Here is a 25711-nt window from a genome sequence, read left to right as displayed (position 1 = left end):
ATTGAAAGGATTTTCTCGCAAGAACAATTATGTAAGACATAACCAAAAAAAGAACCGGCTCATATCTGCCGGTTCACCGCAATTATTCTTCCTCTTCTTCGTCCATTGTAAAAGTATTATAAACTTCTTCAATAATATCCCATTCTTCGTCGGTCATGACCGGCTCTAATTCACCGATACTACCATCTTCAGTAGGAGTATAAGCATAGGCATGAACCATAACTTCCTCCTCATCGTCAACATCCCCAACCGGATAACACAACACATAAGACTTATCAAATTCTTCCGAGTCAAAGGTGAAAAGAATTTCAAATAATTCTTCATCACCATTTTCATTAATTAATGTAATATATTGTTCTTCTTCATGCACGTGTTCGTGTGCCATTTTTTCACCTCATTATTTTTTACTATCAAGATATCCCTGAAGGATCATGACAGCTGCCATTTTGTCGATGACTTTCTTCCGCTTTTTACGACTCATATCAGCTTCGAGCAATACCCGCTCCGCTGCCATGGTTGTCATTCGTTCGTCCCATAACACGGTTGATACATTAAATCTTTTTTCAATCTCTTCTGCGTATTGCTTGCTGATTTCACCACGCGGACCAATAGTTCCATTCATATTCTTTGGAAGGCCAATCACGACAGTATGAACTTGATACTCTTTTATTAATTGACCAATTTCCTCAAAACCATACTCCTGTCTTTCTTCATTGATTTTGAGTGTTTTTAGGCCCTGTGCTGTCCACCCTAACTCATCACTTAGAGCAACACCTACTGTTTTAGAGCCAACATCTAAACCCAATATGCGCATTCCTTAAACCTCTCGCTGCTGTTTCAGATACGATTTTACTAACTCTTCAATAATCTCATCCCGTTCCAACTTTCGGATAATATTACGGGCATCACGATGTCGTGGAATGTAGGCAGGGTCGCCTGACAATAGGTAACCGACGATTTGATTAATAGGATTGTACCCTTTTTCCTTCAAAGCCTCATATACCTGAAAGAGAACTTCATTCACGTCATGTTCAAAAGGCTCTTCAGGGAAATTAAATCTCATTGTTTTATCAAAAGAGCTCATTCACGTGCACCTCGAATTGGATTAGTTACCTACATTTTACACTACTTTGTCCTTATTACAAAATAGATTTTACCCAATTCTCGACAAATGCAAGCGCGGAATCTAATTTTTCAGGATCTTTTCCGCCAGCCTGAGCCATATCTGGACGGCCTCCTCCTCCACCACCACATCTTGTAGCGACTTCTTTAATTAATTTTCCGGCATGATAGCCTTTTTCAATTAAATCTTTTGTGACTGCTGCAATGAAGTTAACTTTTCCATCCTGCTGACTTCCTAACACAATAACTGCGGATCCTAGTTTTTGCTTCAAATCATCAGCCATATTTCTTAAATTGTTCATGTCAGCAGCTTGAACTTTTGCAGCTAATACAGTAACCCCTTCTATTTGCTTTGCCTTAGATACGAGGTTTCCAGCTTCAATATTTCCTAGCTTTGCTGCAAGGGATTCATTTTCTCTTTGAAGCTGTTTAATTTCACTAGTCAAGCTATCAATTCGATTTACTACATCTTTAGGGTTTGTTTTTAGCTTTTCTGCAGCTGCTTTTAGCATTCCAACCTGTTCAATTAATGCTTTATAAGCTGCTTCACCAGTAACAGCTTCGATTCGGCGGGTTCCGGCACCAATTCCGCTTTCAGATACGATTTTAAACAAACCAATAACCGATGTATTCGGAACATGACATCCGCCGCACAGCTCAAGGCTATAATCGCCAACCTTAACAACACGGACAATGTCACCATATTTTTCACCGAAAAGGGCCATAGCTCCCATCGCTTTTGCTTCGTTAATTGGCATTAAACTAATATCGACTTCTATGTTGCTCCAAATTTTTTCATTCACGATTCTTTCAATTTGTTCCAATTCTTCTGGCTTTACTTGACCAAAATGTGAGAAGTCAAAACGTAGGCGGTCTGGTTCCACAAGAGAGCCTGCCTGATTAACATGTTCACCAAGTACATCCTTTAAGGCACGATGCAACAGGTGCGTAGCTGTATGGTTTTTAATAATTTTTGCCCTATTTTTTGGATCGACTTTCGCGATCACTTGTTGGTTAATTTTGAGTGTTCCACTCTGTACGATAACTTGGTGGAGATTTTGACCATTAGGGGCTTTTTGAACATCTTTTACAAATACAGTCGCCCCGTCTCCTTCCATTACACCACGGTCAGCAATTTGTCCACCACTTTCTGCATAAAACGGTGTCACATCAAGAATAATTTGAACTTCCTCTCCTGATGTTGCCATATCAGTCAATTCACCGTTTTTAACAATCGCCAATACTTGGGATTGTGTTTGCAATTCATCATAACCGACAAATTTACTTTCCACCATTAAGTCTCTTAATATGCCACCTTGGACTTGCATAGAATTTTCATCATGACGGGCAGCTCGAGCACGTTCGCGCTGTTCTTCCATTTCTGCTTCAAAACCAGCATGGTCAATCTTTAGACCTTCCTCTTCAGCATACTCTTCCGTCAATTCAACTGGGAAGCCATAAGTGTCATATAACCGAAAGACATCCGCGCCAGCAATCATGTCTGTTCCTTTTTCTTTAGCCTTCTTAATGACACCTGCTAATATGGTAAGTCCCTCATGTAGGGTTTCATGGAAGCGTTCTTCTTCATTTTTGATAACCCTTTGAATAAATTCTTCCTTGTCTTTTACTTCCGGATAAAAATCCTGCATGATTTCCCCTACAACTGGAACAAGTTCATACATAAATGGGCGATTAATGTTAATTTGCTTTGCATATCGAACAGCCCGACGCAGTAATCGACGGAGTACGTAACCGCGTCCTTCATTAGAAGGAAGGGCACCGTCACCAATCGCAAAAGCAACAGTACGAATATGGTCGGCAATTACCTTAAAAGCAACGTCGTGATCTTGATTTTCGCCATATTTCATACCAGAGATTCCCTCTGTAGCTCGAATAATTGGGATAAATAAATCCGTGTCAAAATTGGTTGGAACATTCTGAACAACAGATGCCATCCTTTCTAGACCCATACCAGTATCTATATTTTTCTTTGGTAGAGGGGTATATGTTCCATCAGGATTATGATTAAATTGAGAAAATACAAGGTTCCAAACTTCCAAATATCTCTCATTTTCGCCACCTGGATATAATTCAGGATCATTTGGATCATCTCCATATTCCGGGCCACGATCATAGAATATTTCCGTATTCGGACCGCTTGGGCCTTCACCGATGTCCCAGAAGTTTCCTTCTAGTCGGATAATTCGCTCTTCAGGTATGCCAATCTTTTTATTCCAAATTTCAAATGCTTCTTCGTCTTCCGGATGAATGGTAACAGATAAGCGCTCTTTGTCAAAGCCAATCCACTTTTCATCAGTCAGAAATTCCCATGCCCATTCAATCGCTTCTTCTTTAAAGTAGTCACCTATAGAGAAATTTCCGAGCATTTCAAAAAACGTATGATGGCGTGCTGTTTTGCCGACATTTTCAATATCATTGGTACGAATGGATTTCTGCGCATTAGTAATCCTTGGATTTTCCGGCACCACTCGGCCGTCAAAATATTTTTTTAATGTAGCAACACCACTATTGATCCATAATAATGTTGGATCATCATGAGGTATTAAAGATGCACTTGGTTCAATATGATGACCTTTTTTCTCTTTGAAAAATTGTAAAAACATTGAACGAATTTGTGATCCTGTTAAATACTTCATTTTTTGACCTCCTCTTTTTCATTTTGAACACAAAAAAGCCCTCATCCCCTGACAGGGACGAGAGCTTGCCTCGCGGTACCACCCTGATTATGAATACAAGAATATCTGTATTCATCTCTCAATTAAGCCTTAACGCGGACTGACGGCAGTGATTAGCTGCACTCCGGATTAGCGTTCTGTTATCCTTCATCTAGAGTCCCTTTCAGCCATGGAGACTCCTCTCTTGGGCGCTTTTAGCGCTACAGATGGACTATAACATACTCGATCCTTCTTCATTTTAAGACAATATATTGTATATGTGGAATTATAGCCAGCACAATTATGTTTGTCAAATACTTAAGGAGATGGTTCATTTGTTTTGGTTCTTATAAAATGATTTTTAGCATGTATAATCCCCACCTTGATCACAACGAGCACGGGAACGGCCAAGATCAATCCAATAATACCGCCAATTTCACCGCCTGCAGTCAAGGCAGCCATAATTAACAACGGATGCATATGAAGACTTTTTCCAACAATATATGGAGACAATATATTCCCTTCTAAAAACTGCAGTCCAAATACAATTACGATTGTCAAAATAACCATTTTTAACGAACTAGTAGCCGCAATAATGACAGCAGGTACAGCCCCTATTATTGGCCCAAAATAGGGGATAACGTTAGTAGCACCGACAATGAGTCCTAACAATAGCGGATACTTTAAATCAATGATCCAAAATAGAATGGTTGATGCACTCCCAATAATCATGCAAACGAGCAGCTGCCCCCGAATATAGTTTCCAAGTGATTGATCAACATCTTTTAAAAAAAGAGTCCCTTTTTTCCGCCACTTTTTTGGAGTCAAATACCACACCGTACGTTTTATTAAAGTGTAATCCTTTAACATATAGAATGAAATGAAAGGAACAATCATAATAATAAGAGCTGAATTTAATACATTAACTAAAAAGTTTACAATGATTGTTAATAGAGAGTCTAACTTTTCTTCAAATCCATTTATTCCTTCATTTACTCTCGCTTGAAGTCCTTCTGGCCATTCTCTTGTTTGAGATTGGAGCAATTGAATCCATTCCCGGTATTGTTCTGCAAAAACCGGTGCACTTTCCGACAAATCCTTTAATTGATCAATAATAGTGGGGATTCCATTATAAAGGGCGAGGCCAAGCCCCCCAAAAAAAAGTAAATAGATGAACAAAATGGCTATTCCTCGTGGAAGTCCTTTTTCATGTAGTTTTTCCACAATTGGGTGAAGCAAATAGGTAATAAAGCTGGCAATGACGAAAGGGAATGCAATCATCATTGCCACTCTTATAATTGGCATCCAGACAGAATTTATTTTTAAAAATAAATAAATGGCAATGAATAAAAGGAGCAAAAATCCAATGCGGTAAAACCATTTCATACGAATATCCAATTTTAAGTCCCCCCTTACCATTATTTTGAAGCCCCAAGCTGGAAATATTCAGAATTTGTAGTAGGGGTTCATTCATTTGCAATCAAATTTTAAACATAATAAAATCCCCCTCTTCTTAGAGGGGGATGGGCGTTTACAATATCGCACGTTTTACTTTTCGCATCATTCTTTTCATTTGCCGTTCAGACATGAAATTATTTTTTTGTACCAAATTATATGCCACCATACCTGCACCAAAGGCTACTAATGGTGTAATCATTTTGTTCATACGTTTCCACCTCTTCATCATTTATTAAAGGGTGTAACGACGTAATTCTTCTTCAAACAAATCATCCAAGGAACTAAGTGTTCCGTCTTCCTCGACCTGATGGGTATTGATGATGCCTTTGGATATTGATAATTCGATAAAACAGTTCCAGCAATAATATTGGTTAATACCGATTTTTCCAATATCTTTGCTCTGGCAATTAGGACACTTTAACATGGATACACCTCACGATTGATTTACATCTACGATAATGGCATCCTTTCCAACTGTTAAAGGTTTTTCAGATTGAATCATTTGATTTCCTTCCGTTATTTCTGAAAAGAAGCCATCCGTGATTTCGTACCCTACAATCGTGCCCATTTCTTCCAAAAAATATACATCTTTTAACATTCCAAGGGTTTCCCCGCTTTTTGACAGCATCATCATTCCTTCAAGAGGGTGCTGATGAGTTAATGTATATTCCGACTTGTCTTTTAACTTTTTCAAATAACTAGCATCTTCTATCATTACGCCATCCCAGCCAAAGGAAGAAACTTTTTGGATATCCAAAAAGCAGGTCTGTTTGAAAAAAACACCTTTTTTCACTAATAACCCTTTTACGGTTCCGTCCTTGGAAATACAAAGGTCACAAATCTCACCGATTTTCGTCCCGTTTTTCGTTTCAAAGACAGGCTGTCCTTTAAGTAAGGAAAGTGTTCGCAAAGAGTGCCCACCTCCTTCGAACACTAATAGTTTTAGTCATTGACCATAAAATCATAAGGTGAAACGTTTTCCATTCCTATCATCGGGTCCACCTTCATTAATTCTTCCTCAAGAGAAATTGGACGTTGTTCAAAACTGTTTTCAAGCAATGTAGTTGTTTCGACAGGAATGGCATCTTGTAGTTTTTCACATAATGACGTGAGTCTTGCCATTTCGTCCGCCCGTTTAACACCCATCTGCAATGCATCTAATTCACCACATAACAACAAAGATTGTTTCGCCCTTGTTATGGCTGTATAAATTAAATTCCGCTGTAACATTCGATAATAGCTTTTTGTGACTGGAAGTATTACAATTGGAAATTCACTTCCCTGTGATTTATGGACGGAACAACAATAAGCATGAGTAATTTGAATCAAATCCTGCCTTGTATATTCGACTTCATTTCCGTCAAAGGAGATATAAATCAAATCTTGCTTTTCCGTATTTTCCTTTGCGTAAATAATCGAGATAATTTCACCAATATCTCCATTAAACACATTGTTTTCCGGTTGATTAACAAGTTGAAGCACTTTGTCCCCAATCCGATATTTCACATTGCCAAATTGGATTTCTTTTCTCTTCCCATCAGGATTCGGGTTAAATATTTCTTGAAGCAAAACATTAAGTCGATCAATGCCTGCAGGCCCCCGATACATCGGAGCCAGTACTTGAATTTCCTTAGCGGTGTATCCTTTATTCTTAGCATTTAATGCGACCTTTTCAATCACTTGAGCAATCTGGGCATTTGTACATTGTATAAACGAACGGTCTGGCTGCTTTTGTATAACATTAGACGGTACATTCCCCTTTTTTATTTCATGAGCAAGTTCAATAATTGAAGATCCCTCTGCCTGTCGATAAATATCTGTTAACCTTACCGTTGGAATCCGCTCCGACCTTAACAAATCTTTTAAAACCTGGCCGGGTCCTACAGATGGCAGCTGGTCCTCATCTCCTACAAGGACGACTTGAATGTTTTCAGGAAGAGCCTTAAAAAGCTGATTAGCAAGCCAAATATCAAGCATCGAAGTTTCATCAACAATTAATATTTTTCCATCCAGCGGACTTGTTTCATCTCGTTCAAAACCCTCATTTCCATTAAAACCAAGCAAACGATGAATGGTCACCGCAGGTAGACCTGTAGATTCACTCATCCGCTTTGCTGCTCGTCCAGTCGGTGCAGCCAGCAAAAATGGAAAAGGTTCTTCCTTTTTATGATAGTCTTTTATGTCTAATGAACAACCATGCAGTTGTGCATATAGCTCAACAATTCCTTTAATAACCGTAGTTTTTCCTGTTCCTGGTCCCCCAGTTAAAATGAGCATAGGAGACATTAATGCCGTTTGAATGGCTTCCTTTTGGGTAGGAGCATATTGTACTCCAAGTCGTTCTTCCAATTCGCCTAATGCAAGCAAAAATTCTGATTCTGGAAATTGATCTTTATACTCCGTTTGCTGTAGAATTCTTTTTATATTAGTCACAAGACCTTTTTCAGCAAAATATAAAGAAGGCAAATAAACTCGTTTCTCTTCTCCAATTATTTTGCCTTCTTCTTCAAGCTTGATGATTTCATTTGAAATATCGAGATAATCGATTTGATCTCTCTTATTCTCTTCAAGTAGCGTTTTGACCCGTTCAAGCAAGTCTTCTACATACATGTAAACATGTCCACTTTGCATACACTCCGTTTCCAATATATAAAGGCATCCAGCTTTAATTCGGTCCGGATGGTTACCGGTGATGCCTAGCTGGAAACCAATCTCATCAGCGCGGACGAAACCGATTCCTTCCACATCTTCAACAAGCTGATAAGGGTTTTTTTCGATGATTTCCAATGTCTGTTCTTTATATACTTGGAAAATTTTCAGAGATAGCTGCGGGCCAAAGCCATATTGGTTTAAAGCAATCATTACTTGCTCCAGTCCCTGATGCTCCAATAAGGTATCATAAAGTAGTTTAGCCTTGTCAGGAGGGAGCTTTGGAACCGAATCCAGTAAAGAAGGCTGATTGAGGATCTTAGAAATGGCATCTTCGCCTAGTGTTTCCACAATTTTTTCCGCAGTTTTCTTCCCAATTCCTTTAAACATTTCACCGGATAAATAGGCAATCACACCCTGCTTTGATTGCGGCATGTCTTTGCGATAAGATTCAGCATGAAATTGAGTGCCAAAACGAGGATGTTCTTTAAATTGACCATAAAAAATATAGGTTTCCTGTTCATGAATTTTTGGAAAATAACCCGTAATAACCGCTTCTTTGTCATCATATTGGTGGTTTGTTTCATCTACCCGGACTTTTACCACCGTATAAAGGTTTTGTTCATTATGAAAAATCGTCACAATCGGTCTACCTTTAATAAACTTCTTTTGTTCCTCAAACAAATCAAGTGTATTTTGATGTTCCATGCAGGCTCCCTCCTTTCTCAAAAAAATTATTCCACTTATTCCTTATGTTCAATTAATTTTTTCGCATGACCTGCGAGTAAATGGTCGGGCTGGATTTCAAGAGCCTTGTTAAACATTTCTAATGCTTTTTCTGAGTTGTCTTTAAATGCATAAGAAACTCCCAGATTATAATAAGCGTCTGAATGATTTGGATCGAGCTCAAGGCATTTTTCAAATTGAGGCATGGCCTCATCAACCAGATTTAACTGGGCCAAACACAATCCATACTGAAAACGAGCTTCAGCATCATTTTCATTGAGTTCAACGCTTCTTTGCAAATATGGGAGCGCCAGTTTTCCTTGTTTCAAATGTATGAGTGAAAGCCCAAGCATAAAGTAATTATCACTTGTTTCCAATCCTTTTTTCATAGCCATGTCAAACATATTTTTCGCATCTTCAAATTGATCTTGACTAAAATATAGATTACCAGCGCTATAATAAGCAGCAGCAGCATTTGGATCAAGTTCAATCGCTTTTTGATAAAATTTTAACGCTTTATCGTTTTCCCCAACGGCACTTAGGACATTTCCAAAATTAATATAGGCAACTGGGTCTTTTGGATTTTCAGAAATAGCTTCATTAAATACCTTAGCCGCCTCTTCCCAATTTCCTTCTTGCATATATCGTACACCTAATTGATTTTTGTCCATGTTCATCAGCTCCATTCTCAATGGCAGTATATCATATTTCAATTGAAAGTTAGAGTTCAACAGTTTCTTACCATTTGTTTTATCCATTCATTCCATTATAAAAATAACTCTGAAGTTTCAACCTGGATATCTATAAACATAACAATGATTCCTCGTTAATGTGTCGACCTATACATAAAGAAACCCTGACTTCATTTATAGAAATCAGGGTTCAAACTTTAACCGACATAAGTTAAACGTTCACCATTTTTATACACTTCATCAATTGTTCCTCCACCAAGACATTCATCACCATTATAGAACACGGCTGCTTGTCCAGGAGTTATTGCCCGAATAGGCTCATGGAACTTCACTTTCACCTTATTATCTTCTAATAGTTGAACCGTTACTTTATGGTCTTCTTGGCGGTAACGGAATTTAGCCGTACATTCAAATTCTGCCGGTTTCTCACGATCTGAAACCCAGCTAACATTCACAGCAATCAAGGCATCCGAATAAAGCTTTTCATTATGGAATCCTTGTTCAACATATAGGACATTTCTCTTTAAATCCTTACCAACAGCAAACCAAGGTTCTCCTGCACCACCGATGCCAAGTCCATGGCGCTGACCGATTGTATGGTACATCAACCCTTCATGGCGACCTTTCACTTCTCCCTCAAGTGTCTCCATATTTCCAGGTTGAGCCGGCAAATATTGGCTTAAAAACTCTTTAAAATTGCGTTCACCAATAAAACAAATGCCAGTACTATCTTTTTTTGTGGCTGTTGCCAATCCGGCTTCCTTAGCAATTTCACGAACTCGTGATTTCTCAAGGTTACCAATAGGAAACATTACTTTGCTTAATTGTTTTTGTGTCAACTGATTTAAGAAGTACGTTTGGTCTTTATTCGCATCAAGACCACGCAGCAACTTATATTCACCATCTCGATATTCCACCCGTGCATAGTGGCCAGTTGCTAAATAGTCCGCACCAAGATTCATCGCATGTTCCAGAAAGGCCTTAAATTTAATTTCCTTATTGCACATAACATCTGGATTTGGTGTTCTACCTGCACGGTATTCATCAAGGAAATAAGTAAATACTTTGTCCCAATATTGTTTTTCAAAATTTACCGCGTAATAAGGAATGCCAATTTGATTGCAAACACGGATAACATCGTTATAATCTTCTGTTGCGGTACATACACCATTTTCATCAGTGTCGTCCCAGTTTTTCATGAATACGCCAATTACATCATACCCTTGTTGCTTTAACAATAGTGCTGCTACCGAAGAATCAACACCACCTGACATACCCACTACCACACGAATATCTTTTGGATTTTTTCTTTCCATTTTCCATTCACCTCTCTTTTCGTAGACGAAATTACATTTATTTTTTCAGACGCGAAACCACCTTTGCTGTTTCTTCCGCTGCTTTCATTACTTCTTCGGCCGTTGTTGTAAAACCAAAGCTAAAACGAATCGAATTGGTTAAGCGTTCTGATTGTTTGCCAAACATGGCTACGAGGACATGAGAAGGTTCAATCGATCCTGCCGTACAGGCAGAACCGCTGGAAACCGCGATCCCAGCCAAGTCTAAATTGACCAGCATTGCTTCCACATTTGTCCCCGGAAAGCTTAAGTTTATAATATGAGGCAAAGATTTTTCAAGTAATCCGTTTATATGAAAATCGACCCCGTGCTCACGAAGTTTTTGCACTAATAATTCTTTGAATTCCATAAACTTTTTCCGCTTATCATCCCGGTCATTCATGGCTACTTCCACCGCTTGATGAAAACCGACAATCGAAGGTACATTTTCAGTACCAGCTCTTCGTTTCCTTTCTTGTTCGCCACCGAACACAAGAGGAGAGATTTTGACATTAGACCTGACATATAGGAAACCAATCCCTTTAGGCCCATTAATTTTATGGGAGGAGACAGATAATAAATCGATATAATTTTCATTCACATTAATAGATTCAATCCCATAAGCTTGAACGGCATCCGTATGGAATTTGGCAGGATGATCTTTCAATAACGTTCCAATTTCCTTAATAGGCTGGAGTGTTCCCACCTCGTTATTTCCATACATAATAGAAACCAAAATGGTATCTTCCCTTAAAGCTGCCTCTAGGTCAGAAACGGAGATTCTACCTGTTTCATCTACAGGCAGGTACGTAACCTCATAACCCATTTTTTCTAATTTTTTACATGTGTTGAGAACAGCATGATGTTCTACCTGAGTAGTAATAATATGTTTCCCGATATACCGATAACTTTCGGCTACACCAAATAAGGCCATATTATCCGCTTCTGTACCGCTCCCGGTAAAAATGATTTCATTTTCCTTTGCACCAATACTTTGTGCCATCTCCGCACGGGCCAAATCAATTAAATGGCGGGCTTCTCTGCCAAATGAATGGATGCTTGAAGGGTTCCCGAAGGTTGTGTTCATCACTTCAAACATTTTATCTATAACTTTTGGATGCATGGGAGAAGTTGCTGCATGATCAAGATAGATCCGTTCCATTATTACACCTTCAATCAAATAAAATCTCAATTATTACTTTTGTCATTAAATATAAAACATATAACCTTCGACTTCTTCATCATCTCTATGATTTGCCAAGTCCTCAAGAGTCGTATTATCAAGAACGCCCTTAATGGCATCTCGAATACGAATCCAAAGTTCACGTTTGGCTGGCTCCTCATCTTCAATACCTTCAACTGGGGTAATGGGACCTTCAAGTACACGGATTACATCACCAGCTGTGATTTTGGAAGGAACATCAGATAAAATATACCCTCCATAAGCACCACGGATACTTTTAACCAAACCCGCATTCCGAAGCGGAGCAATCAATTGTTCCAAATAATGCTCGGACAAATCATTTGCTTGAGCAATGGATTTTAACGAAGTTGGTCCTTCACCATAATTTTTCGCTAATTCAATCATAATGGTAAGGCCATATCGGCCTTTAGTAGATATTTTCATTTACCGCACCTCTATTTTTATTAATCTATGTTTTCATTTCATAGTATTTTGATAGGCATTTGAATTATAACATATTCTTCTTTATTATGCTTTTGAGCAAGAAAATGGTATCGTTAATGATGAATCAAATCAATGATGGAGAGATAATTATGCAAAAACCTTTAGCATTTCGAATGCGGCCGCGAACGATAGAAGAAGTGATCGGTCAAGAGCATTTGGTCGGCAAAGGAAAAATAATTGCCAGAATGGTGAAAGCGAAACAATTAACTTCGATGATTTTATATGGTCCACCTGGCATTGGGAAAACCTCGATAGCCAGCGCCATCGCTGGAAGCACAAAATACGCCTTTCGAACCCTCAATGCTGTTACAAATAATAAAAAAGATATGGAGATAGTCGCTGCTGAGGCAAAAATGTCAGGCAAAGTGATTTTGCTCTTAGATGAGGTTCATCGGTTAGATAAAGCAAAACAGGATTTTCTCTTACCTTACTTGGAAAATGGAATGATTGTTTTAATCGGAGCAACTACAAGTAACCCTTATCATGCCATTAATCCTGCTATTCGTAGCCGATGTCAAATTTTTGAGCTTAAGCCGCTCACCCCTGATGAAGTGAAGCTGGCCATTAAAAGAGCCTTAGAAGATGACGAGCGTGGTTATGGTCATTTAAATATTGAGATGACCGATGAGGCATTATTGTATTTTGCCCATGCCTCTGGTGGAGATGTGAGAAGTGCTTTAAATGCCCTGGAACTAGCCGTCCTTTCAACAGATCAAAATGAGGATGGGATTATTTATATAGATGAAGCAACAGCTGAAGAATGCCTTCAGAAAAAAAGTATCGTAATGGATAAAGATGGTGATGCCCATTACGACGTCCTATCCGCCTTCCAAAAATCGATTCGTGGTAGTGATGTGAATGCTGCATTGCATTATTTAGGAAGATTAATTGAAGCAGGTGACTTGCCAAGTATCAGCCGTCGATTAATTGTTATTGCCTATGAAGATATTGGTCTTGCCAATCCACAAGCGGGATCACGGACGTTGGCAGCCATTGAAACAGCAGAAAGACTTGGCTTTCCCGAAGCAAGAATTCCACTGGCCAATGCAGTGATTGAATTATGCCTATCTCCTAAATCAAATTCAGCCATTTTAGCGATAGATCAAGCCCTTGCAGATATTCGAAAGGGAATTACAGGCGATGTTCCGGATCATTTGAAGGACGCCCATTATAAAGGGGCGAAGGAGCTTGGCAGAGGTATTGGTTACTTATATCCACATGATTATGAGAACGGATGGGTCATGCAGCAATATTTACCTGACAAGATCAAACATAAACAATATTATCATCCAAAAACAACCGGTAAATTTGAGCAGGCACTTGCAACTGTTTATGAAAAATTAAAGGCAAAAAAATAGGAAAAAGCCGAGCTAATTGGTCACCTTATAATCAATTTCATTTTTTTGACTAGTGGATTTATTAGTAAATATCTAGAAATACCAATAAGTAAATCATAGAGTAAACAAAAAGAGGCTGCCCCTTAAAGAATGATTTTTGGGACACCCTCTTTTTTATTTTTTTTTCGGTTTTGGAAACACCAAGATGATTTTATATAGGATAAAGAATAGGATTAAAATAAGAAAAACCGAGATGTAGGTATTGACGGAATAAAGATTATTTATTAAAGCATACAAAAATAAAGGGATTGTTGAAGCATGTATTGCCATCTTCCATAAAAGAGCAAACCTTAATTTTCTCTCCAATAGTTTATTCAACCCCAAGCCTATTACAGCAATAGATGTGATACTAATCAAACCAAGAAAAATGATTTGTAATGGATAAAAAACAACAATTTGAATGAAAAACACACTGCGGGGTATATCTCCAAATTGGTCATTATAATTGATAAGCAACTTAATGAAGTCAGGAAAAGTAACAATAAAAAGTAATAATATAAAATAAATAACGGAACTTCCGATATTCAATTTATTAATATTTAAAACAGCCTTTTTCCTAGGCAGCATGAAACTGTTGAACAAGGAAGAAATAATCCCCATTATCTAATTCCCCTCAAAAATTCATTTTTCCATTCCTTAATTTAAAAAGGTAAATTCTATTTCTTCCAGTTTTTCATTATAATCGACAGCCAGATCGTGGCCATTGAAAAACCACAAATCTTCCTCATCTATGAAAAAACATATCCCATCCTTTTCAATACTGGCAGCCATTTCGGTTTGCGGTTCTTGAATCGACATCCCTAGCGAAAACCCTTGTTGGACAGTACTACATCCACCATAACGGGCATGGAATTTTAAATAGTCTCCTTTTTTCAAACCCATTTCTTCCTTAAACCAATTCAATGCTTGACTGCTAATTTTGATATTCAAAAGATAGTCCTCCTATAGATAAAATAAAAATTAATCAAATCTAGTATATCTTAACTCACAAATCGTATCCATTAAATAAAACTGCAACATTATATTTACTCGAAAAGCTACATACTTTATTTCTAAGTAAGATGGGATGGTTTAAATATCAAAACCCACATAATTACTTAAATCACCAAATATCACATAAAGTTGCGGAGAAGAAAAATCTCATTTTTCCCTAAATCTAATATTGAATCGATTTATTTATACAAAAAACTCATTTGCTTCTGCAAATGAGTTTTCCTTCATTAGTCCTTCGTTACAAGTTTGAGAGGAGCAGGAATCACTTTTTTTATTTTCTTCCCTTGGGCAACATCTTTAGCAGCATCCACTGCCAGCTTTCCGATTAATTCAGGCTGCTGAGCTACAGTTGCTTCCATTTTTCCACTTTCGATTGCATTTATCGCATCTTCGTTACCATCAAAGCCAATAACCATAATATCCTTTCCTGAACTGTTTATAGCTTCTATAGCCCCTAATGCCATTTCATCATTATGAGCGAACACAGCCTTAATATCTGGATTGGCTTGGATTAAGTTTTCCATTACAGTCAGCCCTTTTGTCCGGTCAAAATCAGCAGACTGCTTTGCTACTACATTCAATTTTTGATCCGCTATATTATGGAAGCCCTTCCCTCTTTCACGTGTTGCAGAGGCACCCGGCACACCTTCTAATTCAGCTGTCACTGAGTTTTCTCCAAGTTTCGATACAAGATATTCAGCTGCCATTTCTCCACCTTTCATATTATCGGAAGCGACTAATGCCTCAACTTTCCCCTTATCTGCTGAACGATCTAATGTAATAACAGGGATATTCACATTATTTGCTGATTGTACCGCTGTGGAGATAGCGGCGGAATCTGTAGGATTAATAAGTAAAATATCAACCCCCTGCTGAATTAAATCTTCCACATCATTAATTTGTTTGGCTGAGTCATTTTGAGCATCTACTACTTTTACTTCCATACCTAAGCTTTTTGCTTCCTTTAAAACCCCATCTTTTAAAGAAACAAAAAACGGGTTATTTAATGTTGATATGGATAATCCTAGTTTAATATCTTTTATGTTTTCTTTATTAGAAGGCTTCGCCCAAGTGGGAGGCTGCATCGAACATGCACTTAAAAGCAAAAGTATAACAGACATGAATAGCAATAATAATTTTTTCATAAAAATCACTCCCTATGCAGCTTTCTTACGATCAAGTAATACAGCGATAATAATAACGATCCCTTTTACTACCATTTGATAGAAGGAGGAAACTCCGAGAAGATTTAAACCATTATTTAACGTACCAATAATTAAAGCACCAATTAATGTTCCAAAAATTCTTCCTTTCCCTCCTGACAGGCTTGTCCCGCCTAGAACAACCGCTGCAATGGCATCCAACTCATAAGAAGTTCCTGCTGTTGGCTGAGCTGAATTTAAGCGAGATGTTAAAATAGCTCCTGCTAAAGCAGACAACAGACCCGATAGAGCATAAATCATCACTTTTACATTAGGAACTTTAATTCCTGAAATCAAAGCAGCCTTTTCATTCCCGCCAATCGCATACGTTTTACGGCCAAATGGTGTTTTATGAAGAAGAATATATAAAACAACAAAAGTTAAAATCATCGTTACAGCAGGTACTGGAATACCAAGAAAATAACCTCTACCAAAAAGCTGAAATAAGTAATGATCGCCTAAGCCAGTAATAGGATTCCCCTCTGTATATACAAGAGTAAGTCCCCTTAATATTGTCATCGTAGCCAATGTAGCAATGAATGGTGCCATTTTTCCTTTCGTAATTAACAATCCATTCACTACACCCATTAAAGCCCCAAGTACACATCCAATTAAAATAGCCAGGATCGGATCAACTCCGGAAACGATCATTCCTGCCATTAACGAACTGGATAAGGCAAGGATGGCTCCGACAGACAAATCAATCCCACCAGTTAAAATAACAAATGTCATTCCAAAAGCAATAAGTGCATTAATGGCTACTTGGCGCAATAAGTTTAATATATTTAATGGCTCAAGAAAGCTTGGATTTAAAACAGATACAATCACAAATAAGATTAATAGTCCAAGCAACGGCCCAAGCTTTTGAGAGATTGTATGAACTAAATTTACTTTGCCTACTGGTGCGCCCTCACTGATTCCTTTCATCCTACTGACCTCCTGTTGCCAACTTCATTATTTTTTCCTGTGTTGCTTCCTCTTTTGCTAATTCACCGGTAATCTTTCCTTCATGAACGACTAAAATTCGATCACTCATTCCCAGGATTTCAGGTAATTCCGAAGATACCATAATGATAGCGACTCCACGCTCTGTTAACTCATTCATTAATTGATAGATTTCTCGTTTCGCCCCAACGTCAACTCCTCTGGTTGGTTCATCCAAAATAAGCACCTTTGGCCCAATACCTACCCATTTGGCGATGACAACTTTTTGCTGATTCCCTCCAGATAACTTCCCAACAGCAATATCTGCAGATTCTGTTTTGACTGTGAGACGTTTAATCAACATCTCTACGAAATCTTTCTCACTTTTTTCCTTAATAATCCCTTTTGGTGCAAAACTACGAAGGGTTGGCAGGACCATATTTTCTTTTATTGAAAAATCTAGAATCAACCCTTCATCCTTACGATCTTCCGTTATAAATCCGATCCCTAATTTTACAGCTTGATCAGGTGATTGAATATTCACTTTCTTCCCATTTAACCAAATCTCCCCACTGTCAACCGTTTCAAGCCCAAAGATCGCACGCATAATTTCAGTCCTTCCAGCTCCCATTAGACCTGAAACACCAACAATTTCTCCTGATCTGACTGAAAAGCCAACATCCTGAAAGACTCCTTTTTTGGTGAGCCCCTTTACTTGAAGAAGTAACTCCCCTGGTTTTGATTGACGCTTTGGAAATCGGTCTGTAAGTTCTCTTCCTACCATTTTCCTTACGACCTCATCAAAATTAGTATCAGGAATTCTTTTCGTATCAACGGTTTTCCCATCGCGCATGACAGTAATTCGATCACAAATGGCGAAAATTTCTTCCATCCGATGTGAAATATAGACAATAGATACGCCATCCTGCTTTAGTGCGGCAATTACTTCAAACAACTTAGAGATTTCCCGTTCAGTTAAAGCCGCTGTCGGTTCATCCATAATAATCACTTTAGCATTCGTCATTAAAGCTTTGGCAATTTCAATCATTTGCTGCTCTCCAACAGAACAACTTCCTGCTTCTTTATCTAGCGGAATGGAAACTGCTAGTCTATCAAACTGCTTTTTTGCTAGCGCTCTCATTTCTTTTAATTTTAATAAACCTAAGGAATTCTTTAATTCTTTACCAATAAATAGATTTTCTAACACCGTCATATCCGGCCAAATATTTAATTCTTGATGAATAAAAGTAATACCATTCTTCTCTGCTTCCTTAGGATTTTTAAAATAAGTTTCTTTCCCATCAATTAAAATGGTTCCATGGTCACAAGTATGCAGTCCGGTCAAAATATTCATCATGGTGGATTTACCTGCACCATTCTCTCCCATCAATGCATGTACTTCTCCATCCTTTAATTCAAAATTGACTCCAGTTAATACTTGGTTCATTCCAAATGCTTTATGGATGTTTTGCATGGAGATATGCATTTTTTTCACCCCTTTCTTTTAGAAGAATACTCCCGATTGTAAAATACAGTTAGCATACGGTGTAATTTCTCCTGTACGAATAATTGCTTTAGCCTGTTGGGTCAACTTTTTAAATTCTTCATGGGTAACCTTCATTTGAGGAGTATCGATAAATGTTTCTTTTAAAAATTGAGCTGTTTGCGGATTACTCTCCTCTATTTCACAAGCCATGATTACTTTTTCAATGACCATGTCATCCGCAACCGCTTCCAGAACTTCTTTAAAAGCTGGACTTCCTGGTTTTATGGCTAAATCAATTTTTTTAACTCCTATAGGTATAGGTAGCCCTGCATCAGCAATGACAATCATATCCGTATGTCCAAGATCTGTAAGAACTTTTGTAATTTCGCTGTTTAAAATTCCATAACGTTTCATTGCTTAAAGGCTCCTTTCCACTTCTTCTCTAGTCGGCATTCCGCCTTGTGCGCCAAATTTTGTCACTGATAAGGATGCAGCACGGTTAGCAAAACGAATGCTATCCTTAATGTTCTGGCCTTCAGCTAATGCCACAGCAAAAGCGGCATTAAATGTATCTCCTGCACCTGTAGTATCAACTACATCTACCTGAAATGTTGGTACGAGCACTTCTTCCTTGCCATCATAATATCTGACACCATTTTTGCCTTCTGTAATGAATAATTTATTTGGATACCTTCTTAATACGGTATGCAGATCTTCATTTTGAAAAAGGAGAGTTGCTTCATGTTCGTTAGGTGTAATATAAGTGGCATTTTCAATAACTTCTTCTTTTAAGCGTCTAGCTGGTGCTGGGTTTAATAAAAGCGGTACCTTGTACTCTTTGCATATTTTACTAACATATTCAACCGTTTCTTCCGGTATTTCCTGTTGAATTAAAACGATATCAGAATCACGAATGACACCGAGTGCCTTTTCTACAAGTTTTGGTGTAACATGATCATTTGCTCCTTTAACAACAATGATGCTGTTATCCCCCTCGGCAAGAGTAATATGGGCAGTACCCGTTTCACAATGTGTAACCGGTTCCACATAAGTCGTTATGACACCATTCTTATTGAAATTATCAAGAATGGTTTTTCCAAAGCTATCGTCCCCAACACATCCAATCATGTGGACTTTAGCTCCAAAGCGAGCTGCTGCCACTGCTTGATTGGCTCCCTTACCGCCAGGGACAGTTTTAAAGGATTCTCCTAGGATCGTTTCACCTTTATTAGGTCTTTTTTGTGCTGTTACTACTAAATCCATGGATGAACTTCCGATAACCGTAATTTTAGCCATTTTCCTCAACCTTTCTAGTTGTTTGTCTCTCGATAAATGTAACAGGCATTTGAATCATTTGATTTTGAATCGGTTCATTATTAATTAATTTTATCAATAATTTTGCTGCTTCCCTGCCCATCTCATAAGCAGGCTGTTTAATTGTTGATAGGGGAGGAAACAATAATCCACTAAGAGGAATATCATCAAACCCTATTATTTGAAGATCATTTGGAATCAATTTTCCTTTTCTAATTGCTTCATGTAAAATAGCAGCTGCTGCAATATCATTGCTAGCAATAACTCCATCAGTATCAGGAAATTTCTCAAAGATCTCTTTTGCACATTTACTTGCATCATGATAGGCAAAAGATGCCATTGTCATTACATTAAAATCTACATTTGCTCGACATAATTCATCTAATGCACCTTTAAATCGGTCCTGAGCAGTCTTTACTTCAATTGGTCCTCTAAGTAATGTGATTCTCTTGCTGCCTCGTCTAATGATCTCTCTCACAGCCATTTTTCCCCCTGAATATCCATCAGCAAAAACAGAAGGAAAGGGTTCAGAGGTCCGATCAAGAAAAACTACAGGACAAGTAAGATGTTTATAATGTTTTTTTTCAGTATGACTAGCAGATATGATACCGATTACATTATTTTGAATGAAAGTCTGAATATAATCATTCTCCTTTTCAGGTTTCTCATCGGCATTGCCAATAATAAGTCTGTAACCACTCTCCTGCATGATATCCTCTACACCCCGGGCAAGCTCAGGAAAAAAGGGATTTCGTATATCTGGAAGTAGCAGGCCAATTAATCTCGATTTTTTTTTATAGAGTGATCTAGCTACTTCATTTGGTTTATAATTCAATTCTTTAATGGCTTCATTGATTGCTTTTCGGGTATCTTCATGTACATACCCCTTGTCATTTAACGCTCTAGATACTGTTGCAACAGAAACACCTGCTTTTCTTGCAACATCACGTATTGTAGCCATTCACATTTCAACCCCTCATATGTAACCGATTACATATTCAGGTTATCACAAAAAATTTATCCACGCAACAGAATCAAATATATTTTCATCGGTTAGATTGGTAATAATAAATCCCTAAACTTATCTAAGTCTAGGGATAATTATTTTACTTTTCGTCCTGTACACGTTTGATTTTAATATCTTTTAACAATTCTCTTACCACATAGCTTGCCATAATTAAACCACAGACAGAAGGAACAAATGCATTTGAGGATGGTGGCATTTTTGCTTTACGAATTTTCGCTTCATCATTCCCAACCACTTTTCTAACATCCTCACGAATAACAATCGGACTTTCATCGGAAAAGACAACAGGAATGCCTTTGTAAATACGTTCTTTACGCAATTTTGTTCGAATAACCTTTGCGATTGGATCTGTATGTGTTTTTGAAATATCTGCGATTTGAAAGCGGGTAGGATCCATTTTATTGGCAGCGCCCATGCTTGAAATAATCCGAATGTTTCTCTTTAAACACTCTTTCATTAAATGAATTTTGTACATGATAGTATCGGAAGCATCAACAACAAAATCTAAATTATAGCTAAAAATTTCTTCATACGTTTCTTCTGTGTAAAACATTTTTAAAGGAATAACTTCACAGTCTGGATTAATGTCTTTAATACGTTCTTTCATAATGTCTACTTTTGGCCGACCAACCGTTGACAGAAGGGCGACGAGTTGACGGTTGACATTTGTAATATCAACATCATCCTTATCGATTAACACTAAACGGCCTACTCCAGAACGGGCTAGTGCTTCTGCAGCAAAAGAGCCGACACCGCCAATACCTAACACTGCAACAGTGCTATTTTTCATGATTTCAAGACCTTCTTTACCTATAGCAAGCTCATTTCGAGAAAATTGATGCAGCATATTTTTCACTCCAAAAATTTATTCGATTCATTCTTTTATTTTTTCACCCTAAAAAATATATCATACTTTACAATAAAAACAAGTATTGTTATAGGAATTATGTAATTAATAGCCTATAAAAAAATCCCTTTTGTGAAACAGGTATAATCCTTTTTCTAACTGTCTTCACAAAAAGGGATACTATTACTTTTTATGATCTACAAGAATCTATATCCGTAAAGTTTCCAAAACCAATAAAAAAACCTCCTGTTCAACAGGAAGTCGTTGGCATAAGTGAAAAGAGTCCCAATAATGCCGTCGCTTTTGATCCTTTGTTTTGATCCCGCACGTAGCAGGTGGGTGTCCTGTTTCTGAGTTTGTAAGTCCTCTTGCTCGCCAAGAAGTGAGGCTTTTACGCCGTCAGAAAACTCCAGACTCCCGAATAAAAAAGTGTTCGGTCAAAACTTCAGGTAATACAACGCACATCTCAGGACTCTTCCTTGCTTGTATTTATCATAGCATAACTAAAAGCTGTCTTCAAGATTTCTTGAAATCGAATTCATGTTATTTATTAACATTTGTTAACAAATTTAACTCCTGGAGCTGAGCTTCAGAAACTGGGCTTGGTGCAGCTATCATTAAATCACTTGCACTTGCTGTCTTTGGAAAAGCAATTGTATCACGAAGATTTGTGCTTCCAGTAAGCAGCATGACAAGACGGTCCAGCCCAAGAGCAATTCCCCCATGAGGAGGTGTTCCATATTCAAACGCATTGAGTAAGAATCCAAATTGTTCATGTGCCTCTTCAAGTGTAAAGCCAAGAACTTTGAACATTTTTTCTTGAATGTCCCGCTCAAAAATCCGCAATGACCCACCACCAAGCTCATATCCATTAAGGACCAAGTCATAGGCTTGTGCCCTTACCTTGGATGGATCTGTATCCAAATAGGCCAAATCCTCACGCACTGGCATGGTGAATGGGTGGTGAGCTGCATAATAACGGCCCTCTTCCTCATCATATTCTAAAAGTGGCCAGTCTGTAATCCATAAGAAATGGAATAAGTTTTGATCAATCAGATTTAATTCCTTGCCTAGTTTTAATCTTAATGCACCTAAAGCATCTGCCACAACTGACTTTTTATCAGCTACAAAAAGGAGTAAATCGCCCTCTTTTGCTTCAAGGGTCTCCTGAATTGCTTTAGCTTCCTCTTCGGAGAAGAACTTTGCAATTGGACCCTTTAAGCCTTCTGCTTCCATCTTTAACCATGCAAGTCCTTTTGCACCATATCGGGAAACATACTCTGTTAAAGAATCAATATCCTTTCGAGAATACTTTTCAGCTGATCCCTTTACATTAATGGCTTTCACTTGTCCACCATTGCTAACGGCAGAAGCAAATACTTTAAAGCCAGACTCCTTCACGATTTCTGATACATCTACTAATTCTAGGCCAAATCGGGTATCAGGTTTATCCGAACCGAAGCGGCTCATTGCCTCATCATAGCTCATACGTGGGAAAGGAGTAGGTATATCTATCCCCTTTACTTCCTTCATTAACTTAGACATCATTCTCTCCATTAATTGAATGATATCATCCTGACTCATGAAACTTGTTTCAATATCTATTTGCGTAAATTCAGGCTGACGATCAGCACGCAAATCCTCATCTCGGAAGCAACGTGCAATTTGGTAGTAACGTTCAATCCCACCTACCATCAAGAGTTGCTTAAACAACTGTGGTGATTGAGGCAGGGCATAAAATTCACCTGGATGAACACGGCTTGGAACTAAATAGTCTCGAGCTCCCTCCGGCGTACTCTTCGTTAAAATTGGAGTCTCTATATCTAAGAATCCTTCTTCATCCAAGAAATTTCTAATATGTTTCGTTACCTGATGACGCATTTTTAGTGTTTCGAAAATGACCGGGCGGCGAAAATCTAAATAACGATATTTTAATCGGACATCTTCGGATGCATCTGTTTTATCAGAAATCGTAAATGGCGGTGTCTTCGCCTCATTAATGATCGTTACTTTTTCCGCTTGAATTTCAATTCTCCCTGTTTTTAAATTTTCATTTACAGTACCTGGTTCACGTGCGATGACTGTACCTTCTACATCCAATACATATTCGCTGCGGATTTTTTCTGCAGTTTCTAGTGCTTCCCTGGAAACATCCGGGTTAAAAACAACCTGAACAATACCAGAGCGGTCACGTAAATCAATAAAAATTAATCCACCTAGGTCACGTCGTTTTTGAACCCATCCTTTTAATATTACCTTCTCCCCTACAGCGGACTCAGGAACCTCTCCGCAAAAATACGTTCTGCCAAACATGTGAATCCCCCTTTATTGTTGCATCTCTAGAAAAGTAGATACGAATGAATCGAGATCTAACTCAACTTGATCTCCAGTCTCCATATTTTTTAAGTTGATTTTGTTATTTTTTAATTCCTCATCACCAAGAATTGCTACAAACTTAGCTTTAAGGCGATCGGCTGCTTTAAACTGAGCTTTTATTTTTCGATTTAAATAATCACGTTCTGCGGAAATTCCAGCCAAACGAAGCTGCTGTAATAAACCAACTGAGTAATCCTTTGCTTCCTCACCGAGGGTGACTAGATAACAGTCTATACCTTGATTCATTTCGATGTTTACCCCTTCAGCCTTCAATGCGGCGATAAAACGCTCGATACTTAGGGCAAAGCCTATTCCTGGTGTTTCTGGTCCGCCAATCTCTTCTACTAATCCGTTGTAACGACCTCCGCCTGCAAGGGTAGTAATTGCCCCGAATCCTTCTGCATCACTCATGATTTCAAAGGCAGTATGGTTATAATAATCCAATCCACGGACCAAGTTGGCATCCACTTCGAAAGGAATATCTAATTGGGTTAAATACTTTTGCACCTTCTCAAAATAGGCTTTTGAATCATCATTTAAATAATCAAGAATGGAAGGAGCAGTACTCATTAATTCATGTTCACGATCCTGCTTACAATCTAAAATTCGTAATGGATTTTTCTCAAGTCGGTTTTGACAATCAGAACAGAACTCATGAATTCTTGGTTTAAAATGTTGAACCAAGGCTTCACGATGCGCAATTCTACTTTCTTTGTCACCAAGACTGTTAATAACCAGTTTTAGCTTCTTAAGACCCATTTCTTTATATAAGTTCATGGCAAGCGAAATCACTTCCGCATCAATTGCCGGATCATTGCTACCCAATGCTTCAATTCCAAATTGAACAAATTGACGAAATCTTCCCGATTGCGGTCGTTCATATCGAAACATCGGGCCCATATAATAAAGCTTGACTGGCTGATTGGCAGAACCAAATAATTTTTTCTCAACAAATGCTCGAACTGTAGAAGCCGTACCCTCTGGTCTTAGTGTAAGGCTCCGGCCTCCTCTGTCTTCAAATGTATACATTTCCTTTTGAACGATATCAGTTGTGTCACCAACACCTCTTGAAAAAAGCTCTGTATGTTCAAAAATAGGAGTGCGTATTTCTTGGTATTGGTATTTTTCACATAGCTCTCTTGCTTTTTGCTCTATTAACTGCCACAGTTCAACTTCACCAGGCAGTATGTCCTGCGTACCTCTTGGGATACTGATAGTCATAACAGCGTCCTCCTCTTTTTTATGTATGAAATATGTATTCAAAATAAAAAAACTCCCATCCCTTGTGTAAAAACAAGGGACGAGAGTTTTAATTCCCGCGGTGCCACCCTAGTTGAAGCGATCATTAAACTTTCATTGCTTCCTCTTCTACAGTTAACGCCTGTTTACGTTCTATTCCTACTAGAGAATTCCTTTTTCGGAGAGAAACCTTCGGAGTGTTCATTCGTTAAGATTTATGCAGAAATGCTTTCAGCCTAGGGCATTTCCTCTCTGTCCATAAATTTGGCCTTAACTACTATGCTCCATCATTGGTTTTATTCATATTTCAATTGATTATTTAATAATAATACGGAGCATCAGCAGTATTGTCAAGAAGGTTTATGACCTTTCTAGATGTTTTTTTAACTTTCTGACATCCCTTATCGTCAATCCAAATTCTGAAGCTAATTCAAACATATTTTCAGCGTGCTGTTCTCTTTGAATAAAATCATGAAAATTAACTCCAAAAATCCGGCCATCTATTGATTGCACATTCATATCTTTATCACTAGCTCTCATTATTACCCCTCCTCTTAAGGCAA

General features: G+C 38.1%; 26 protein-coding genes, 1 other RNA gene and 1 other annotated feature. Of the genes, 1 reads left to right on the top strand and 26 read right to left on the bottom strand.

The window, feature by feature from the left end; genetic code table 11:
* Positions 1-82: 82 nt before the first annotated feature.
* The 13 genes from G4Z05_RS12045 to cymR form a co-directional block, all read right to left on the bottom strand.
* Positions 83-385: a DUF1292 domain-containing protein gene (locus G4Z05_RS12045; protein WP_038536359.1), complete on the bottom strand. Its 303-nt coding sequence runs from the start codon at positions 383-385 to the stop codon at positions 83-85.
* Between the two features lie 12 nt (positions 386-397).
* Entirely contained in the window at positions 398-814 is a 417-nt protein-coding gene (gene ruvX, locus G4Z05_RS12040) for a Holliday junction resolvase RuvX (RefSeq protein ID WP_163252112.1), read from the bottom strand.
* A 3-nt stretch (positions 815-817) separates the two neighbouring features.
* Positions 818-1084 carry an IreB family regulatory phosphoprotein gene (locus tag G4Z05_RS12035; RefSeq protein ID WP_163252111.1) on the bottom strand — a complete coding sequence of 89 codons (267 nt, stop codon included), beginning with the start codon at positions 1082-1084 and terminating at the stop codon, positions 818-820.
* 55 nt (positions 1085-1139) lie between these two features.
* Positions 1140-3779, bottom strand: coding sequence for an alanine--tRNA ligase (gene alaS, locus G4Z05_RS12030; RefSeq protein ID WP_163252110.1), 2640 nt, complete (start codon positions 3777-3779; stop codon positions 1140-1142).
* 336 nt (positions 3780-4115) lie between these two features.
* Complete coding sequence (locus tag G4Z05_RS12025; RefSeq protein ID WP_163252109.1) at positions 4116-5195, bottom strand: AI-2E family transporter; 1080 nt, start codon at positions 5193-5195, stop codon at positions 4116-4118.
* A 133-nt stretch (positions 5196-5328) separates the two neighbouring features.
* Positions 5329-5463 carry a YrzQ family protein gene (locus tag G4Z05_RS12020; RefSeq protein ID WP_163252108.1) on the bottom strand — a complete coding sequence of 45 codons (135 nt, stop codon included), beginning with the start codon at positions 5461-5463 and terminating at the stop codon, positions 5329-5331.
* A 24-nt stretch (positions 5464-5487) separates the two neighbouring features.
* Positions 5488-5679, bottom strand: a complete 192-nt coding sequence (locus tag G4Z05_RS12015) for a hypothetical protein (RefSeq protein WP_038536372.1) — start codon at positions 5677-5679, stop codon at positions 5488-5490.
* Positions 5680-5688: 9 nt separating this feature from the next.
* Positions 5689-6165, bottom strand: a complete 477-nt coding sequence (locus tag G4Z05_RS12010) for a PRC-barrel domain-containing protein (RefSeq protein WP_163252107.1) — start codon at positions 6163-6165, stop codon at positions 5689-5691.
* Between the two features lie 32 nt (positions 6166-6197).
* Positions 6198-8612: an SF1B family DNA helicase RecD2 gene (gene recD2 / locus G4Z05_RS12005; RefSeq protein WP_163252106.1), complete on the bottom strand. Its 2415-nt coding sequence runs from the start codon at positions 8610-8612 to the stop codon at positions 6198-6200.
* Between the two features lie 35 nt (positions 8613-8647).
* On the bottom strand, positions 8648-9301 hold the full coding sequence (locus tag G4Z05_RS12000; RefSeq protein ID WP_163252105.1) for a tetratricopeptide repeat protein: 654 nt from the start codon (positions 9299-9301) through the stop codon (positions 8648-8650).
* A gap of 218 nt (positions 9302-9519) precedes the next feature.
* Positions 9520-10638 (bottom strand): tRNA 2-thiouridine(34) synthase MnmA, encoded by a 1119-nt coding sequence (mnmA, locus tag G4Z05_RS11995; protein WP_163252104.1) that lies wholly within the window; start codon positions 10636-10638, stop codon positions 9520-9522.
* 37 nt (positions 10639-10675) lie between these two features.
* Positions 10676-11818, bottom strand: a complete 1143-nt coding sequence (locus G4Z05_RS11990; protein ID WP_163252103.1) for a cysteine desulfurase family protein — start codon at positions 11816-11818, stop codon at positions 10676-10678.
* Between the two features lie 45 nt (positions 11819-11863).
* Complete coding sequence (cymR, locus tag G4Z05_RS11985; protein WP_163252102.1) at positions 11864-12283, bottom strand: cysteine metabolism transcriptional regulator CymR; 420 nt, start codon at positions 12281-12283, stop codon at positions 11864-11866.
* Between the two features lie 146 nt (positions 12284-12429).
* Between cymR and G4Z05_RS11980 the strand changes: the two genes are divergently transcribed.
* Positions 12430-13701 (top strand): replication-associated recombination protein A, encoded by a 1272-nt coding sequence (locus tag G4Z05_RS11980; protein ID WP_327990008.1) that lies wholly within the window; start codon positions 12430-12432, stop codon positions 13699-13701.
* Between the two features lie 153 nt (positions 13702-13854).
* On the opposite strand, the gene G4Z05_RS11975 is transcribed toward G4Z05_RS11980, so the two are convergent.
* The 13 genes from G4Z05_RS11975 to G4Z05_RS11915 all read right to left on the bottom strand — a co-directional run bounded on the left by G4Z05_RS11975 (position 13855) and on the right by G4Z05_RS11915 (position 25688).
* The gene (locus tag G4Z05_RS11975) at positions 13855-14340 is read right to left on the bottom strand and encodes a DUF1189 family protein (protein WP_163252100.1); all 486 of its coding nucleotides are present in this window, start codon (positions 14338-14340) and stop codon (positions 13855-13857) included.
* Positions 14341-14376: 36 nt separating this feature from the next.
* Positions 14377-14670: a HesB/YadR/YfhF family protein gene (locus tag G4Z05_RS11970; protein WP_163252099.1), complete on the bottom strand. Its 294-nt coding sequence runs from the start codon at positions 14668-14670 to the stop codon at positions 14377-14379.
* Positions 14671-14960: 290 nt separating this feature from the next.
* Entirely contained in the window at positions 14961-15878 is a 918-nt protein-coding gene (gene rbsB / locus G4Z05_RS11965) for a ribose ABC transporter substrate-binding protein RbsB (protein WP_163252098.1), read from the bottom strand.
* A 12-nt stretch (positions 15879-15890) separates the two neighbouring features.
* Complete coding sequence (rbsC, locus tag G4Z05_RS11960; protein ID WP_163252097.1) at positions 15891-16862, bottom strand: ribose ABC transporter permease RbsC; 972 nt, start codon at positions 16860-16862, stop codon at positions 15891-15893.
* A gap of 1 nt (position 16863) precedes the next feature.
* Positions 16864-18345: a sugar ABC transporter ATP-binding protein gene (locus tag G4Z05_RS11955; RefSeq protein ID WP_163252096.1), complete on the bottom strand. Its 1482-nt coding sequence runs from the start codon at positions 18343-18345 to the stop codon at positions 16864-16866.
* A gap of 18 nt (positions 18346-18363) precedes the next feature.
* Positions 18364-18759 carry a D-ribose pyranase gene (rbsD, locus tag G4Z05_RS11950; RefSeq protein ID WP_163252095.1) on the bottom strand — a complete coding sequence of 132 codons (396 nt, stop codon included), beginning with the start codon at positions 18757-18759 and terminating at the stop codon, positions 18364-18366.
* A gap of 3 nt (positions 18760-18762) precedes the next feature.
* Positions 18763-19641: a ribokinase gene (gene rbsK / locus G4Z05_RS11945; RefSeq protein ID WP_163252094.1), complete on the bottom strand. Its 879-nt coding sequence runs from the start codon at positions 19639-19641 to the stop codon at positions 18763-18765.
* Positions 19634-20620, bottom strand: a complete 987-nt coding sequence (locus G4Z05_RS11940; RefSeq protein ID WP_163252093.1) for a LacI family DNA-binding transcriptional regulator — start codon at positions 20618-20620, stop codon at positions 19634-19636. Before G4Z05_RS11940 ends, rbsK begins: the two co-directional genes overlap by 8 nt.
* A gap of 145 nt (positions 20621-20765) precedes the next feature.
* A complete protein-coding gene (locus G4Z05_RS11935; RefSeq protein ID WP_163252092.1) occupies positions 20766-21533 on the bottom strand; it encodes a tRNA threonylcarbamoyladenosine dehydratase in 768 nt (255 codons plus the stop codon).
* 278 nt (positions 21534-21811) lie between these two features.
* A non-coding RNA gene (gene ssrS / locus G4Z05_RS11930) (6S RNA) lies at positions 21812-22009 on the bottom strand.
* A 67-nt stretch (positions 22010-22076) separates the two neighbouring features.
* Positions 22077-23846: an aspartate--tRNA ligase gene (aspS, locus tag G4Z05_RS11925; RefSeq protein ID WP_163252091.1), complete on the bottom strand. Its 1770-nt coding sequence runs from the start codon at positions 23844-23846 to the stop codon at positions 22077-22079.
* A 12-nt stretch (positions 23847-23858) separates the two neighbouring features.
* On the bottom strand, positions 23859-25130 hold the full coding sequence (hisS, locus tag G4Z05_RS11920) for a histidine--tRNA ligase (RefSeq protein WP_163252090.1): 1272 nt from the start codon (positions 25128-25130) through the stop codon (positions 23859-23861).
* A 72-nt stretch (positions 25131-25202) separates the two neighbouring features.
* Positions 25203-25448, bottom strand: a binding site (T-box leader).
* 60 nt (positions 25449-25508) lie between these two features.
* The gene (locus G4Z05_RS11915) at positions 25509-25688 is read right to left on the bottom strand and encodes a hypothetical protein (protein WP_163252089.1); all 180 of its coding nucleotides are present in this window, start codon (positions 25686-25688) and stop codon (positions 25509-25511) included.
* Positions 25689-25711: the final 23 nt, after the last annotated feature.

Source organism: Neobacillus thermocopriae (genome assembly GCF_010975035.1).
GTDB lineage: Bacteria > Bacillota > Bacilli > Bacillales > Cytobacillaceae > Neobacillus > Neobacillus thermocopriae.
This window is presented reverse-complemented; position numbering and strand designations above follow the sequence as displayed.

What these genes read in the sequence shown, in the direction of transcription:
- G4Z05_RS12035 (WP_163252111.1), bottom strand. Translation starts at nt 1,084, where the DNA reads ATGAGCTCTTTTGATAAAACAATGAGATTTAATTTCCCTGAAGAGCCT.
- G4Z05_RS11990 (WP_163252103.1), bottom strand. Translation starts at nt 11,818, where the DNA reads ATGGAACGGATCTATCTTGATCATGCAGCAACTTCTCCCATGCATCCA.
- G4Z05_RS12015 (WP_038536372.1), bottom strand. Translation starts at nt 5,679, where the DNA reads ATGTTAAAGTGTCCTAATTGCCAGAGCAAAGATATTGGAAAAATCGGT.
- rbsB (WP_163252098.1), bottom strand. Translation starts at nt 15,878, where the DNA reads ATGAAAAAATTATTATTGCTATTCATGTCTGTTATACTTTTGCTTTTA.
- recD2 (WP_163252106.1), bottom strand. Translation starts at nt 8,612, where the DNA reads ATGGAACATCAAAATACACTTGATTTGTTTGAGGAACAAAAGAAGTTT.
- cymR (WP_163252102.1), bottom strand. Translation starts at nt 12,283, where the DNA reads ATGAAAATATCTACTAAAGGCCGATATGGCCTTACCATTATGATTGAA.
- rbsD (WP_163252095.1), bottom strand. Translation starts at nt 18,759, where the DNA reads ATGAAACGTTATGGAATTTTAAACAGCGAAATTACAAAAGTTCTTACA.
- aspS (WP_163252091.1), bottom strand. Translation starts at nt 23,846, where the DNA reads ATGTTTGGCAGAACGTATTTTTGCGGAGAGGTTCCTGAGTCCGCTGTA.
- G4Z05_RS11915 (WP_163252089.1), bottom strand. Translation starts at nt 25,688, where the DNA reads ATGAGAGCTAGTGATAAAGATATGAATGTGCAATCAATAGATGGCCGG.
- mnmA (WP_163252104.1), bottom strand. Translation starts at nt 10,638, where the DNA reads ATGGAAAGAAAAAATCCAAAAGATATTCGTGTGGTAGTGGGTATGTCA.
- rbsC (WP_163252097.1), bottom strand. Translation starts at nt 16,862, where the DNA reads ATGAAAGGAATCAGTGAGGGCGCACCAGTAGGCAAAGTAAATTTAGTT.
- rbsK (WP_163252094.1), bottom strand. Translation starts at nt 19,641, where the DNA reads ATGGCTAAAATTACGGTTATCGGAAGTTCATCCATGGATTTAGTAGTA.
- G4Z05_RS11935 (WP_163252092.1), bottom strand. Translation starts at nt 21,533, where the DNA reads ATGCTGCATCAATTTTCTCGAAATGAGCTTGCTATAGGTAAAGAAGGT.
- G4Z05_RS12020 (WP_163252108.1), bottom strand. Translation starts at nt 5,463, where the DNA reads ATGAACAAAATGATTACACCATTAGTAGCCTTTGGTGCAGGTATGGTG.
- G4Z05_RS12000 (WP_163252105.1), bottom strand. Translation starts at nt 9,301, where the DNA reads ATGGACAAAAATCAATTAGGTGTACGATATATGCAAGAAGGAAATTGG.
- G4Z05_RS11955 (WP_163252096.1), bottom strand. Translation starts at nt 18,345, where the DNA reads ATGCATATCTCCATGCAAAACATCCATAAAGCATTTGGAATGAACCAA.
- G4Z05_RS11940 (WP_163252093.1), bottom strand. Translation starts at nt 20,620, where the DNA reads ATGGCTACAATACGTGATGTTGCAAGAAAAGCAGGTGTTTCTGTTGCA.
- ruvX (WP_163252112.1), bottom strand. Translation starts at nt 814, where the DNA reads ATGCGCATATTGGGTTTAGATGTTGGCTCTAAAACAGTAGGTGTTGCT.
- hisS (WP_163252090.1), bottom strand. Translation starts at nt 25,130, where the DNA reads ATGACTATCAGTATCCCAAGAGGTACGCAGGACATACTGCCTGGTGAA.
- G4Z05_RS12045 (WP_038536359.1), bottom strand. Translation starts at nt 385, where the DNA reads ATGGCACACGAACACGTGCATGAAGAAGAACAATATATTACATTAATT.
- G4Z05_RS11975 (WP_163252100.1), bottom strand. Translation starts at nt 14,340, where the DNA reads ATGGGGATTATTTCTTCCTTGTTCAACAGTTTCATGCTGCCTAGGAAA.
- alaS (WP_163252110.1), bottom strand. Translation starts at nt 3,779, where the DNA reads ATGAAGTATTTAACAGGATCACAAATTCGTTCAATGTTTTTACAATTT.